Origin of the sequence: Streptococcus sp. SP1 (assembly GCF_030440005.1) — a bacterium.
In the GTDB taxonomy this organism is placed as follows: Bacteria; Bacillota; Bacilli; order Lactobacillales; family Streptococcaceae; genus Streptococcus; species Streptococcus parasanguinis.
The window spans coordinates 1-14,932 of sequence record NZ_JAQFJJ010000007.1; the positions used below are offsets into that span (position 1 = coordinate 1).

The 14,932-nt window shown below is 44.2% G+C and carries 13 protein-coding genes; 12 read left to right on the forward strand and 1 reads right to left on the reverse strand.

Annotated features, from left to right (window positions below):
* Positions 1-118 precede the first annotated feature (118 nt).
* Positions 119-2,281 carry an LTA synthase family protein gene (locus PCY07_RS04765; protein WP_301356090.1) on the reverse strand — a complete coding sequence of 721 codons (2,163 nt, stop codon included), beginning with the start codon at positions 2,279-2,281 and terminating at the stop codon, positions 119-121.
* 230 nt (positions 2,282-2,511) lie between these two features.
* On the opposite strand from PCY07_RS04765, the gene PCY07_RS04770 reads away from it, so the two are divergent.
* From PCY07_RS04770 to rlmD, 12 genes are all read left to right on the forward strand, one after another.
* Positions 2,512-3,675 (forward strand): class I SAM-dependent rRNA methyltransferase, encoded by a 1,164-nt coding sequence (locus PCY07_RS04770; RefSeq protein WP_101770505.1) that lies wholly within the window; start codon positions 2,512-2,514, stop codon positions 3,673-3,675.
* Positions 3,672-4,349 carry a type I 3-dehydroquinate dehydratase gene (aroD, locus tag PCY07_RS04775; RefSeq protein ID WP_049489247.1) on the forward strand — a complete coding sequence of 226 codons (678 nt, stop codon included), beginning with the start codon at positions 3,672-3,674 and terminating at the stop codon, positions 4,347-4,349. The genes PCY07_RS04770 and aroD overlap by 4 nt, the downstream gene beginning before the upstream one ends.
* Positions 4,339-5,208 carry a shikimate dehydrogenase gene (aroE, locus tag PCY07_RS04780; RefSeq protein WP_301356086.1) on the forward strand — a complete coding sequence of 290 codons (870 nt, stop codon included), beginning with the start codon at positions 4,339-4,341 and terminating at the stop codon, positions 5,206-5,208. The genes aroD and aroE overlap by 11 nt, the downstream gene beginning before the upstream one ends.
* Positions 5,209-5,321: 113 nt before the next feature.
* A complete protein-coding gene (gene aroB, locus PCY07_RS04785) occupies positions 5,322-6,395 on the forward strand; it encodes a 3-dehydroquinate synthase (protein WP_301356085.1) in 1,074 nt (357 codons plus the stop codon).
* A gap of 6 nt (positions 6,396-6,401) precedes the next feature.
* Positions 6,402-7,568, forward strand: a complete 1,167-nt coding sequence (aroC, locus tag PCY07_RS04790; protein ID WP_301356084.1) for a chorismate synthase — start codon at positions 6,402-6,404, stop codon at positions 7,566-7,568.
* Positions 7,569-7,584: 16 nt separating this feature from the next.
* The gene (locus tag PCY07_RS04795) at positions 7,585-8,691 is read left to right on the forward strand and encodes a prephenate dehydrogenase (RefSeq protein WP_101770510.1); all 1,107 of its coding nucleotides are present in this window, start codon (positions 7,585-7,587) and stop codon (positions 8,689-8,691) included.
* Between the two features lie 100 nt (positions 8,692-8,791).
* On the forward strand, positions 8,792-9,130 hold the full coding sequence (locus PCY07_RS04800; protein WP_101770511.1) for a YlbF/YmcA family competence regulator: 339 nt from the start codon (positions 8,792-8,794) through the stop codon (positions 9,128-9,130).
* Between the two features lie 172 nt (positions 9,131-9,302).
* Positions 9,303-10,586: a 3-phosphoshikimate 1-carboxyvinyltransferase gene (gene aroA, locus PCY07_RS04805; protein WP_101770512.1), complete on the forward strand. Its 1,284-nt coding sequence runs from the start codon at positions 9,303-9,305 to the stop codon at positions 10,584-10,586.
* A complete protein-coding gene (locus tag PCY07_RS04810) occupies positions 10,579-11,064 on the forward strand; it encodes a shikimate kinase (protein ID WP_101770513.1) in 486 nt (161 codons plus the stop codon). The genes aroA and PCY07_RS04810 overlap by 8 nt, the downstream gene beginning before the upstream one ends.
* The gene (gene pheA / locus PCY07_RS04815) at positions 11,055-11,909 is read left to right on the forward strand and encodes a prephenate dehydratase (protein WP_301356080.1); all 855 of its coding nucleotides are present in this window, start codon (positions 11,055-11,057) and stop codon (positions 11,907-11,909) included. The genes PCY07_RS04810 and pheA overlap by 10 nt, the downstream gene beginning before the upstream one ends.
* Positions 11,906-13,222, forward strand: coding sequence for an LCP family protein (locus tag PCY07_RS04820; protein WP_301356079.1), 1,317 nt, complete (start codon positions 11,906-11,908; stop codon positions 13,220-13,222). Before pheA ends, PCY07_RS04820 begins: the two co-directional genes overlap by 4 nt.
* Positions 13,223-13,284: 62 nt before the next feature.
* Positions 13,285-14,916: a 23S rRNA (uracil(1939)-C(5))-methyltransferase RlmD gene (gene rlmD / locus PCY07_RS04825; protein WP_301356078.1), complete on the forward strand. Its 1,632-nt coding sequence runs from the start codon at positions 13,285-13,287 to the stop codon at positions 14,914-14,916.
* The last annotated feature ends 16 nt before the right edge of the window (positions 14,917-14,932 follow it).

Consider the following 14,932-nt stretch of genomic DNA (forward strand, 5'->3'; position numbering starts at 1 on the left):
GAGGTCTGTGACGAGTCAAATGCAATAAGGCTTGAACAAAGTGAAAGCCAGCGTCTTTAGGCGCTGGCTAGTTATCTGGGCTTATAGCCCTGGTACAAACCACCCGTTTGACGGGTGGTCATGATTTAGAAGAACTGCTGCTGGTCTCGGCTGAGGAAGAACTATCATCTTCTGGGTGCAATTCTTTATAAGTTGGTGCCTTGAAGAGATCAACGGTGGACTGGTTGCCACGTTGGTTATAAAGGCTGGTTGATTTGTCACCTTTTTCCTTTTCAATCTTCTTCAATGCCTTGAAGGAATTGGTGTAGGAATAATCTTCTGGATTGACTTTTCCAAGATCATTGCCCTTGAAGAAGCGAAGGAGATCACCGGTCTGGATGCTATCGCTAATCTTCAATTGAAGGTTAGCAGCTTCCCTGATCTTGTCCAGTTCTTCCTTGGTTTTTTCGTCTGGGTTCGTAATTTCCTCACCTGTTTTGGTGTAATAGGTCCGGCCACTATAGCTCGTATACTCTGGAGTTACAAAGTAGTTAGCGGAGCGGAAGGCGACGATTTGATCATGTTCTGGTGAGAGCATATCTTGACCAACTTGGAGGAATTTGTTGGATTCAATCCCAAGCAAATGTTCCAAGGTTGGGAGCATATCAATTTCGCCACCATAGGTATCAATGATGCCACCCTTATCCATACCTGGAATGACTACCATATAAGGTACTCGTTGCAACATGGCATTGTCATAACTTGACCATGTTTCAGAGTTCTTACCAAGTAGAGGAGCAAGAGCTGGATTGCGGGAGTTTGAAATTCCGTAGTGGTCCCCATAGAGAACGATGATGGAATTTTTGTAAAGACCAGATTCTTTCAGGTAATCAAAGAAGGCTTTGATCGAAGAATCTAGGTAGTTAGCGGTCGCAAAATAGCCATTGATGGTTTCGTCCTGTGTCTTAGCTAGAGGGAAGCCAAGATCATCTCCTGACAAGCTGGTCGTATAAGGATAGTGGTTGGAAACCGTAATGAACTTCGTATAGAAAGGTTGTTGCAATCTTTCTAGGTATTTGATGGAATCCTTGAGCATGTATTTGTCATTAAGACCATACTGGAAGGAATTGCTGCTGTTTTGTTTGGTGAAGTAGCTGGCATCAAAGAAGTAATTGTAGCCCCATTGTTTATAGGCGGTATTTCGATTCCAGAAACTTCCAGCATTCCCATGGAAAACAGCGCTCGAGTTGTAACCATTTTTTGAAAGAATAAATGGTGCAGCCTGTTGGGTATTGGTTCCACCATAGTTCACCATAAAGGAACCTTGGTTGAGTCCGAAGAGGCCTGTTTCAATCATGGTCTCAGCATCAGACGTTTTCCCTGCCTTGACTTGGTTAAAGACGTTTGAAAAGGCAAAGGTTTCCTTCGAGTGGTAAAGTGAATTTAAGAATGGCGTTACTTCATATTCTTTATCATCTACTTTCAACTTGTAATCGATCAAGAATTGTTGGAAACTTTCCAAGTGAATGTAGATGACGTTACGGCCTTTTGCCATTCCAAAGTACTCAGGATTAGGCTTGGCGTAATGCTGTTGGATATATTCTTCCACCGGTTTTAAATCTGCTTCGGAAGCTTTGGAACGTTCTTTGTTGGCAGCATAGGTCTGATTAGCACTGTAACCTAGAAAGGCTGGTAAGCCTAGGGCACGAACGACATAGTAGTTTGAGAACCCACGAGTCAAGAGCTCAGGTCGGTCAATTTCTGCAAGGAAAAGGTTGGCCGAAAAGAGCATGGCTGATAAAGAGGTAACCGCAAAACTAGCTCGTTTATTGAAGGGACGATTGTCCATTCGAATCCATTTCTTAAAGAAGAAGAAAGCTAGAATAGGGAAATCTAGAATGTAGATCACATCCCAAGGTCGGAACAATTCTAAAGCCGCGGCTCCGAGACCGGCAGAAACCTTACTGGAAGCCAACATGGTATTGACCGTTACGAAGTCTGTAAACTCTCGATAATAGATGGAGTTGGAAATCAACCAAATAAATAAGAGAAGGTAGATCCCAAAGGCCAAACTATAAAAGAGCTTAGTTCGTTTGATATAGAGTGCTAGACCGATGAAGAGCAAACTGATCGGCAATGGGTTGATCACTGCTAGAAAAATCTGATACGGTCCCTGAATGTCTAAATTAAAATCAACTGAATAGGCCCACATGGTTTTGAACCAGTAGAGCAACAGAAGGGTCAAGACAAATCCTAGTCTGGTACTCATGAAATTGAGTATCGAATTCGTAATTTTTTTCACAAAATGTTACTTCCTTGTCTTATTTCCTAAAAATTTTCATATACAAGTATACCACAATTTTATGGAGAAAGAAAAAAATGACTGTAAAGCAGAGGAAAGAAATAGGAAAGATCAGGTATATGAAATCGTAAAAAGCTAAAGGATAAGAGCTGAAATAAAATAGCAAAAAAAGTTCTAGTAAATAAAGCCTCCCTTTGTGAAAACCTCAGACTTTTGCTATAATAGAGGGTATGAAAAAACTCACAGTCAGTCGCCAAGTCGCAACAAAAATCAAACAAGGACAATCTCTTCTTGAAAAGCAAGATTTTGACTCACTTCCTGCTTTGGATCAAGCGGTTCAATTGCTTTCAGGAGATGGACAATCCCTCGGAGTCGGATACTTATCTGAACAAAATAAAGGGATTGGATGGTTTGTTTCGCAAGAGTTGGTCGCTTTTGATCAAGACTTTTTTAAAAAGCTTTTCATCAAGGCCAAGCAATACCGTCGTTCTTATTATGCAGATGAAACGACGACAGCCTTTCGTCTCTTTAACCAAGAGGGAGATGGTTTTGGTGGCTTCACGGTTGACTTGTATGGTGAGTTTGTTGTCTTTGCTTGGTACAATCCCTTTGTATTTCAGATCAAGGAAACCATTCTAGTGGCCTTTCAAGAGGCTTTCCCAGAAGTTCGAGGCGGTTATGAAAAGATTCGCTTTAAAGGCTTGGACTATGAATCGGCTCATGTCTATGGAGAAGAAGCTCCGCAAGAATTTTTGGTTCTTGAAAATGGGGTCTCTTACCAAGTCTTTCTCAATGATGGTTTGATGACGGGAATCTTTTTGGATCAGCATGAAGTTCGAGGTAGCTTGGTAGAGGGCTTAGCAGCTGGCAAGTCCTTGCTCAATATGTTCTCCTATACGGCAGCCTTCTCTGTGGCTGCGGCAATGGGTGGAGCAGTTGAGACAACATCAGTCGATCTGGCTAAGAGAAGTAGAGAATTATCAGAAGCGCATTTCGTGGCAAATGGCTTGGCGCTGGATGCTCATCGTTTTGTCGTGATGGATGTCTTTGACTATTACAAATATGCCAAACGCCATGACCTAAGCTATGATGTGATCGTGCTCGATCCGCCTAGCTTTGCGCGGAATAAAAAACGGACCTTTTCAGTCGCTAAAGATTATCATCGATTGGTCAGCGAGGCTCTTGAGATTTTAAATCCAGGTGGGACCTTGATTCTCAGTACCAATGCGGCAAATGTCAACAAAGAAAAATTTAAAAAACAAATCGAAAAGGGATTTCAAGGTCGTAAGCATCGCTATGTAGCGGAATACGGACTTCCGGGTGATTTTCGATGGAACAAGAAAGAAGAAAGTAGTAATTACTTAAAAGTATTTACGATTAGGGTGGATGTATGAAGTTAGTTGTTTCGATTATGCCTCGCTCCTTAGAAGAGGCGCAACAACTAGATAGTTCGCGTTACGAGGATGCAGATGTTATTGAGTGGCGTGCGGACTTTTTAGAAAAAAGCGAGATCTTAACTGTTGCTCCTGCAGTTTTTGAGAAATTTGCTGGACGCGAGATTTTATTCACCTTGCGGACTCGAGCTGAAGGTGGAGAGATGGAGCTGACCAACGAGGAATATGTTGGGATTTTGAAAGATATTCAATCTATCTATCATCCGGATTATATCGATTTCGAGTATTATAGTCACCGTGAAGTCTTTGAAGAGATGTTGGAATTTTCAAATCTTGTTCTCAGCTACCACAATTTCCAAGAGACACCGGAAAATATGATGGAGATCTTATCGGAATTGACCAGTTTTTCTCCAAAATTAGTCAAGGTATCCGTTATGGCCCACAATGAACAAGATGTCCTTGATTTGATGAATTATACGCGTGGTTTCAAGACGTTGAATCCTGAGCAAGAGTATGTCACCATTTCCATGGGTAAGATCGGGAAAATTTCACGTTTGACAGCTGATTTGACAGGCTCTTCTTGGTCTTATGCTAGAGTTGGAGAAGAAAGTGCTCCAGGTCAAATCCCTCTTGAAAATATGAGAAGAATTCGGGAGTTATTGAATGAAGATTGATGGCTATACTCGGATGGCAGCAGTCATTGCCCATCCTATTCGTCATAGTATCTCTCCTTTTATCCATAATCTAGCCTATGAATTAACAGCGACCAATGCTGCTTATCTAGCTTGGGATATTGCTGAAGAAGACTTAGAAAGCACCATCAGCCAAATTCGTAAGTTGGATATGATTGGGGCCAACATCTCCATGCCCTATAAGCAAAAGGTCTTTCCTTATCTAGACGAAGTGGATGGGATGGCCCGAAAGATCGGCTCTGTCAATACCATTGTTCACCGTGATGGCCAGCTTAAAGGCTATAATACGGATGGGATTGGTTTCTTTCGCAGTTTACCGATGACCTTTTCGATGAAAAATGGAGTCATGGCGATCCTGGGTGCTGGGGGTGCGGCTTCTGCGATTGTGGCGCATGCAATTGCGCAAGGGGCAGCAGAGATCCATCTGTTTGAGCGCTCGGAAGGCTATGAGACTTCCAAACAACGCTTGGACCAATTAGGAAAGAATTTTCAGTTCGACTTGCAATTGCACTATATCAAGGATACAGAGAAACTTCAAACGATTCTAAATAAATCCGATTTGATCTTGAATGCGGCAGGTGTGGGCATGGATGGTGAGTCCCTCCCCATTCCTGAGAGCATTCAATTTCCAAAAGAAGCGATTATTGCTGATATGATTTATTTTCCAGCTGAAACTCCATTTTTAAAATTGGGTCGCCAACAAGGCAATCAGACTTTAAATGGACTGGGAATGCTGTTTTATCAGGCAGAAAAAGCCTTTGAGCTAATGACGGAGAAGGATTTCCCAGCGGACGCAGTTTGGGAAGCCTTAAAAAATGAATACAGTCATTTTATACATTGAAAAAAACAAGACCTTTGTGTCTTGTTTTTTTCTTGCATAAGTCCTTTTCAATGCAGACAAGGAGATGGATTCATGGTAAGATAAATAGAGAACATGCTGAAAAGGAGATTCCTATGAACGTATCGGTACCTATTCCAGGACATTCCTATGATATTGTGATTGAAAGAGGTGGTCTCAACCAGGTTGGAGATTGGTTGCGCACTCTTTGGGGCGATAAAAAAGTCGCTATCATTTCCGATAACCGCGTGGCTAAGCTATATGCCTCAATCGTAGAGAAGAGCCTTGAGAAAGCTGGTTTTCAAGTGGTGCGCTTTGAGTTTCTTCAAGGGGAAGCCAGTAAGAATCTAACCACTGTTTCAAAAGTTTATGACTTTCTAGCTACCCAAGGTATGACGCGCAGTGATGGAATTGTTGCTCTTGGGGGTGGCGTAGTTGGTGATTTGGCTGGTTTTGCTGCCTCGACCTATATGCGGGGAATTTCCTTTGTTCAGATCCCGACTAGCTTGACCGCACAGGTGGATTCTTCTATCGGGGGAAAGACGGGAGTCAACACAACACTTGCTAAAAACATGGTAGGGACCTTTGCTCAACCAGATGGTGTGTTTATTGATCCTGAAGTGTTGAGCACGTTGGGGCAACGTGAATTGATCGAAGGGATGGGCGAAGTCATTAAGTACGGCCTCATCCAAGATACGGAACTTTGGGAAGAATTGGAAGCCATGGATGGTTCCATCGAGAGTATTTTAGAGCATGCAGAGAGCATCATTTCCCATTCTTGCCTGGTGAAGCGAGACCATGTTGTGGCAGATGAGCTGGACAATGGTATTCGACTGTATCTCAATTTTGGTCATACTATTGGACATGCTATTGAAGCGACAGCTGGTTATGGGCAAGTTATGCATGGAGAAGCCGTCAGTATGGGCATGGTGCAGCTCTCCCGAGTTGCAGAAGAAAAGGGCTTGATGCCAAAGGGAATCAGTCAAAAAATCGAAGAAATGTGCCGGAAATTTGGTCTTCCGGTGACCTATGAGAACTGGGATAAAGAAGCCCTTTATCAAGCCTTGACCCATGACAAAAAAGCGCGTGGAACTAGCTTGAAATTAGTAATTGTTCCAGAGTTAGGGCAAGCAGCGATTCATAAAATCCCTCTTCAAGAAATGAAGGACTTTTTAGAAAGAAAGGAATAAGGTCGTATGAGATATTTAACAGCAGGAGAGTCCCATGGGCCTCGACTAACAGCCATCATCGAGGGGGTTCCGGCAGGCCTTCCTTTATCTGAAGAGGATATTAATAAAGAGCTCAAACGTCGACAAGGTGGCTATGGTCGTGGTGCTCGGATGAAAATCGAGAGTGACCGTGTTGAGATCACATCAGGTGTCCGTCATGGCTTGACCATGGGAGGTCCGATTACTCTGAACGTGACCAATCTGGATCACCAAAAATGGCTGGAGATCATGAATGTAGCACCGGTCGAAGAGAAAAAGAAAAATCTGCGTAAGATCACCAAGCCACGTCCTGGTCATGCCGATCTAGTCGGAGGGATTAAATACCGTTTTGACGATCTTCGTAATTCCTTAGAGCGTTCTTCTGCCCGTGAGACGACGATGCGTGTAGCCGTTGGTGCGGTTGCTAAACGGATTTTAGAAGAGATTGGCGTTGAAGTGGCCAGCCACATTGTTAATTTTGGGGGAATCGAGATTGCAATTCCCGGGAATCTAACCGTTTCAGAAATCAAGGAAAAGGCAACGAAGTCGGAAGTTTCGATCGTTGTGCCAGAACAAGAAGAAGCCGTTAAGGCTTACATTGACCAAGTGAAAAAAGATGGCGATACCATCGGGGGAATTGTGGAAACCTTGGTTGGCGGTGTACCTGTTGGACTAGGATCCTATGTACAATGGGACAAGAAATTGGATGCCAAAATCGCTCAAGGAGTGGTCTCTATCAATGCCTTTAAGGGAGTTGAGTTTGGTCTTGGTTTTGACGCAGGTCGCCTAAAAGGTAGTCAAGTCATGGATGAAATCATCTGGTCTGAAGAAGGTGGCTATACCCGTCGCACCAATAATCTTGGTGGTTTTGAGGGGGGGATGACCAACGGTGAGCCCATTCTAGTTCGTGGTGTCATGAAGCCTATTCCGACCCTCTACAAACCTTTGATGAGTGTGGATATTGAAACTCATGAGCCTTATAAGGCGACGGTTGAGCGTAGCGACCCAACGGCTCTACCCGCTGCAGGCGTGGTGATGGAAGCCGTGGTCGCAACGGTCCTTGCGACAGAAGTGCTTGAAAAATTCTCATCCGATAACTTGGAAGAATTGAAAGAAGCTGTTGCTAAGCACCGGGACTTTACGAAGAATTTTTAAGAGAAAGAGTTTTCCTTTGGAGAAGAAAGTTGTTTATATAGCAGGTTTGGGTTTGATTGGTGCTTCACTTGCGCTAGGCATTAAGAGGGCCCACCCAAATGCGACCGTTCTTGGGTACAATCGTAGTGAAGCCTCTCGAACCATCGCCCTTGAAAGGGGAATGGTGGATCAAGTGACAGATGATTTCGAAGCCTTTGCCCCTTTAGCAGATATCATTATTTTGGCCCTTCCCATCAAGCAAACCAAGTCTTACTTAGAAACCTTAGCTGGCCTGAATTTGAAAGACCAGGTACTGGTGACAGATGCTGGCTCCACCAAGGCAGAAATTGTTGCACAAGCTGAAAGGGTATTTACAGATAAGGCTGTTCGCTTTGTGGGAGGGCACCCCATGGCTGGTAGTCATAAGACAGGTGCAGCAGCAGCAGATGCAACCTTATTTGAAAATGCCTATTATATTTTTACCCCTTCCAGCTTGACGACAGGAGGTGCCACGGAAGAGTTGAAAGAGCTTCTGAGTGGATTGGGATCCCGCTTTATTGAAATCGATGCCGCGGAACACGATCGAGTGACTTCCCAGATCAGCCATTTTCCTCATATTTTAGCCTCCACTCTGGTCGAGCAGGCCGTAGCTTATGGGGAAGAGCATGAAATGACCCGCCGTTTTGCGGCTGGTGGCTTTCGGGATATGACACGGATTGCGGAAAGTGAGCCAGGCATGTGGACTTCTATTCTCTTGTCCAACCCTCAAGCGATATTAGAGCGGATTGAAGATTTCAAAGACCGTTTGGATCAGGTGGCTGAGACCATTCAAGCAGATAACGAAGAGGCTATTTGGTCCTTTTTCCATGAAGGGCGGAAGCACCGAAAAGAAATGCAGATCCATCAGCGTGCTGGACGCGATAGTGCCTATGATCTCTTTATCGATGTTCCAGATAAGGAAGGCGTCATTCTTGAGATTTTGCAAATTGTACAAGGGATTTCTTTGGTCAATATTCACATCAATGAAGAGAATCGTGAAGATATCCACGGGATTTTGCAGCTGACCTTTAAAAATGCAGAGGATCAAGAGCGGGCTCAAACATTGATCAGCCAGGCGACGTCTTATACTGCCCTTGCTCGCTAGGTCTACAGAAGGATTTGCGTCAAAATACCTGCTTCATTTTAGGAATATTGAAGGAAAAGCAGTATAATAGAAGTATCTTATCAGTAAAGGAGCCTAGAAAATGGCAAATATTTATGATCTAGCAAACGAACTCTCTCGGACCCTGCGAGACCTTCCTGAATATAAGGCTGTCGTAGAAAGCAAGCAAGCGATCGAAGCAAATCCAGAAGCGAAAACGCTGTTTGACGAATATGTCGCTTTCCAAAATAAACTGCAAGGCTTGATGCAATCCGGTCAACTTCCAACAGAAGCTGTGCAACAAGAAATGAAGGACTACATGGAAAAAATCCAAGCAAGTCCGATTGTGAATGAATTTTTCACCAAACAACAACAATTGTCTATTTATCTTGCAGATCTTGAAAAGATCATCTTTGAGCCGATTCAAGATTTATACAAGTAGAAATTTCTACCAGAGTTGTAATTTCGACTCTGGTATTTTCGTTCGCCAGTAGAAGAAAAGAAACGCAAAAAATGCTTGGAAACATTCGTTTTTTGTTCCAAATTTTTGATCAAAAATTGAATTCATGTCCTATTTATGATAGAATATGTGGAAAAGCACTCTGGAGATGGCAATGAAATTAAGAACCAATAGCAAGGGTCTAAAGGGAACCATTCGTGTCCCTGGTGACAAATCCATCAGTCACCGATCCATTATTTTTGGAAGTCTTGCAAAGGGCGAAACCAAGGTCTATGATATCTTGCGAGGCGAAGATGTGCTTTCTACCATCCAGGTGTTTCGAGATTTAGGAGTCTCCATCCAAGATGACGGGGATGTGATTCGGATTCAAGGGGTAGGCTTTCAAGGTCTTCAAGCTCCGACCGCTCCCCTTGATATGGGCAATTCAGGAACGTCTATACGTTTGATTTCAGGTGTCCTAGCAGGTCAGGATTTTGCAGTGACCATGGTTGGAGATGATAGTCTTTCCAAACGCCCCATGGATCGTGTGGCGATCCCACTGCGTCAGATGGGAGTAGAGATTGCAGGTCAGGGAGAGCGCGATTGCCCGCCTTTACATGAAAAAGGGACACATCAGCTTCAACCCATTCATTACCGTTTGCCAGTCGCATCGGCCCAAGTTAAGTCTGCTTTAATTTTTGCGGCTTTACAGGCTGAGGGTGAATCAACGATTATCGAGAAGGAAAAGACGCGTGACCATACGGAAGATATGATTCGCCAATTTGGTGGAGAGATCCAGGTGGATGGAAAAACCATCCGAATCAAGGGTGGACAAGAGTTCCAAGGTCAAGAAGTCATCGTTCCTGGAGATATTTCCAGTGCAGCCTTTTGGTTAGTGGCAGGCCTCATTCTGCCAGATAGTGTGATCAAGATTGAAAATGTTGGCATCAACCAAACGCGGACAGGGATTCTCGATGTGATTCAAGAAATGGGGGGAGATCTCACCATGGAGGATCGCGATGAAAAAGCGGTCTCTGCGAGTCTCACTGTCAAGACTTCATCCTTAAAAGGGATTCGAATTGATGGGGAGTTGATTCCACGCTTGATTGATGAATTGCCGATTATTGCTTTACTAGCGACACAAGCAAATGGTCAGACTGTGATTGCGGATGCTGAAGAGCTTCGCGTGAAAGAAACAGACCGTATCCAGGTCGTAGCAGATAGCCTTAATGCCATGGGAGCTAATGTCGTGCCAACGGAAGACGGCATGATCATCACTGGACCGACTCCCCTACATGGAGCAGACTTAGAGACTTTTGGAGATCACCGAATTGGGATGATGGCTACCATTGCTGCCTTATTGGTGAGAGATGGAAATGTGGTGTTGGATCGGGCAGAGGCCATCAACACCAGTTACCCTAGTTTTTTTGAAGATTTGGAGACATTACTGCATGGCTAAAATTTTACTTGGTTTTATGGGAGCTGGGAAAACGACCGTTGGTCGCATTCTTGATCCAAAGTTCCATGATATGGATGAATTAATTGTTGAAGAGATCGGTATGTCGATCAATGACTATTTCGCAGTGGAAGGAGAAGCAGCCTTTCGTCGTCGCGAGGCTGAAATGCTGGAGCGTTTGTTGGAAAACGAGGCAGCCATTATTTCCCCTGGAGGCGGGATTGTCGTCAATCCTCATAACCGTGCCCTTCTGGAAAAAAATCCGCATAATATCTACTTGCGAGTGAATTTTGAGACCTTGTACAGCCGGATTCAAAATGACAAAGCCATGCAACGTCCCCTCTTTTTAAACAACACAAAAGAAGAATTTAAGAAGATTTTTGATGGTCGTTTGCCTTTGTATGAGGATATTGCTACCCATATTGTGGATGTTGAGGACAAAACACCTGAAGAAATTGCGGAGATCATTCGATGCTTGTAGGCTATCTTGGTCCCAAGGGATCTTTTACCCATGATGTGGCCACTCATAGCTTTCCAACTTCTGAACGCATTGCCTATCGGACGATCACAGATGTCATCAAAGCTTATGAGAATCAAGAGATCGATTTTGCAGTCGTCCCCGTTGAAAACTCTATCGAAGGCAGTGTCCATGAGACCCTTGATTACCTCTTTCATCAAGGGACGATTCAGGCCGTTGCAGAAGTGGTCTATCCCATCAAGCAACAGCTCTTGGTTGCAAAGAAAGATCGACCTATTCGAACGGTCTATTCGCATCCACAGGCCTTGGCCCAAGGGAAGGCTTTTCTCAGGGCCCATTATCCAAATGTGGCTATGGAAATGACGGCTTCAACAGCCTATGCAGCGCGATATGTAGCAGAACATCCAGACTTGGAAATTGCAGCGATTGCCCCTCTGGCAGCAGCTAGTGAGTACGGCTTGGAAGTCCAGGCAAAAGACATCCAAGAAATCGAGGACAATTATACACGTTTTTGGATTTTAGGGGCCAAAGAGCCAGCGATCTCAGAAACTTTAAGTCCGGCCCTTCAAAAAGTTAGCTTGGCCTTGACCTTACCAAGTAACCTGGCAGGAGCCCTCTATAAAGGTTTGTCTACCTTTGCTTGGCGGGGGATCAATTTAACCAAGATTGAAAGTCGACCACTAAAAACAGCTTTAGGAGAATACTTTTTCATTATTGACCTCCTAAACGAAGCGCCTGATCTTCTGCAGTTTGCCTATCAAGAATTAGACTGTTTGGGCATTCAGACAAAAGTCTTGGGTCAGTATCAGGTCTATACCTTAAAAGAAAATGGAATGGAGAAAAGATGAGTAAGGAATCAAACTTTCTATCTCACCATGAGCGAAAGCGATTAGAGTACTTATACTCAAATTTTCATTATTTGAATGAACGAGAACAACTAGAATACAAGTACCTGCTCAAGAAGAGTCAAGGAGCTTATGAGGAATCCAGACCTACTACGCCTGAAGTAGCAAGTACTGAAGAAGTTCAAGGTGAGGTTTCAGAGCAAATCGGTCAACTTCCTGTCTACCAGTCACGTAGCCAAAAGTCTAAGAAAAAAACTGCGGTAGCTGGTGGTGCGGAGAAAAGAAAGAAACCCCGCAGAAAAATTCGTGTGAAGAGAATCCTCAAATGGCTTGCTCTCTTTTTCTTGCTCATTATCGGTGGTATGGTCTTTATGTTTGTGAAAGGCCTGAACAGTAAACCAGCTGGTAAAGATGCCAAGCCTGCTGTCGTCGAGAAATTTAACGGCAAGAAGTCGCGAGATGGGGTCAATATCCTGATCTTGGGGACAGATGGTCGGATCGGTGAGAAGTCAGATGAAACCCGGACAGACTCCATCATGGTGGTCAATGTCAATAATAAAGAAGGCAAGATCAAGATGGTCAGCTTCATGCGGGATACACTGGTCCATATAGATGGTGTCAGCCAGCAAAATATTCCTGAATATGATGGCTACTATGACCAGAAGCTCAATACTGCCTTTACCATTGGGGAGCAAAATAACAACCAAGGGGCTGAATTGGTGCGTCAGATGCTCAAAGATAACTTTGACATTGACATCCAATATTACGCCATGGTCGATTTCAAGACCTTTGCGACAGCGATCGATACCCTCTTCCCAAATGGGGTCGAGATGAATGCGCAGTTTTCAACGGTTGATGGCGAAAAGGTCAGTGAAGTAGAAGTACCAGACGATTTGAACATGAAAGACGGTGTCGTTCCGCAACAAACCATCAAGGTTGGAAAACAACGGATGGATGGCCGGACCCTTCTCAATTACTCGCGTTTCCGTAAGGATGATGAAGGGGACTTTGGTCGGACCCGTCGCCAACAAGAGGTCATGTCTGCCATTATGCACCAGATCAAGGATCCAACCAAACTCTTTACGGGATCAGAAGCCCTCGGGAAAGTCTTTGCTATGACGTCTACCAATGTACCTTTCTCCTTCCTATTGACCAATGGACTTGGCCTGGTTGGAAGTGCTGGAAAAGGAATTGAACGAGTGACCATCCCAGAAAATGGGGATTGGGTCGATGCCTACGATATGTATGGTGGCCAAGGCTTGCTCGTCGATTTCGATGCTTATAAAAAGAAATTGTACCAAATGGGACTGAGATGATATAATAAGGGGATAGGAGTTTTGGACTTCACCCCTTTTAATTTGTAGAAAGATAGAACACCATGTTAAAGAAAAATGAAATTGTAACCGTTGAGATTGTCGATTTGACCCACGAAGGAGCAGGAGTGGCTAAGGTCGATGGCCTGGTCTTTTTTGTGGAGAATGCCCTGCCAGGAGAAGTTGTCCGCATGCGAGTGCTTAAAGTCAACAAAAAGATTGGCTACGGAAAAGTAGAGGAGTACCTAGAAAAATCGCCTCACCGCAATGAAGAGCTTGATCTTGCCTATTTACGAAGCGGAATCGCCGACTTGGGGCACCTGGCTTATCCCGAGCAACTGAAATTCAAGGCCAAGCAGGTCAAGGATAGCCTCTACAAGATGGCGGGAATCACTGATATGGAAGTGCCCCTGACCTTGGGGATGGACCATCCTGTCCAATACCGCAACAAGGCCCAAGTCCCTGTCCGTCGCGTCAATGGTCAGGTAGAGACAGGCTTCTTTCGGAAGAACTCTCATGATTTGATGCCGATCGAAGATTTCTACATCCAAGATCCAGTCGTTGACCAAGTGGTCTTGGCGCTTCGTGATTTGATTCGTCGGTTTGACCTCAAGCCTTATGATGAAAAAGAACAGTCTGGCCTGATTCGGAATCTTGTGGTTCGTCGAGGACATCATTCAGGTCAAATCATGGTTATTTTGGTGACCACTCGTCCCAAGGTGTTCCGTGTGGACCAGTTGATCGAGCAGTTGATCGAGCAATTCCCAGCCATCAAATCCGTTATGCAAAATATCAATGATCAGAATACCAATGCCATTTTTGGAAAAGAATGGCGTACGCTTTATGGTCAAGACTATATTACGGATCAAATGTTTGGAAATGATTTCCAAATCTCTGGACCAGCCTTTTATCAGGTCAATACCGAAATGGCAGAGAAGCTCTATCAGACAGCCATTGACTTTGCGGAGTTAAGAGAAGAGGATGTCGTGATTGATGCCTACTCAGGAATCGGGACCATTGGCCTATCAGTTGCCAAGCATGTCAAGGAAGTTTATGGAGTAGAAGTCATCCCCGAAGCCGTGGAGAATAGCCAGAAGAATGCCAGCTTAAATGGCATCACCAATGCCCACTATGTCTGTGACACAGCTGAAAATGCCATGAAGAATTGGCTCAAGGAAGGCGTCCAACCAACCGCCATCCTGGTCGATCCACCACGCAAGGGCTTGACCGAAAGCTTTATCAAAGCAAGTGCCCAAACAGGAGCTGACCGCATTGCCTATATCTCCTGTAACGTCGCCACCATGGCGCGTGATATCAAACTCTACCAAGAGTTGGGCTATGAATTGAAGAAAGTCCAGCCGGTGGATCTTTTTCCGCAGACGCATCACGTTGAGACGGTAGCGTTATTGTCCAAACTTGATGTCGATAAACATATAGATGTTGAAATTAAGCTTGATGAGCTTGATTTGACAAGTGCTGAAAGTAAAGCGACTTATGCACAAATCAAGAAATATATATTGGAAAAGTTTGATTTAAAGGTTTCGACACTCTATATTGCACAGATTAAAAAGAAATGTGGAATTGCACTGAGGGAGCATTATAATAAATCAAAAAAAGAGAAACAGGTTATTCCACAATGCACACCGGAAAAAGAGGAAGCTATCATGGATGCGTTAAGGCATTTTAAGATGATTTAATAGAAATGGAGGGTAT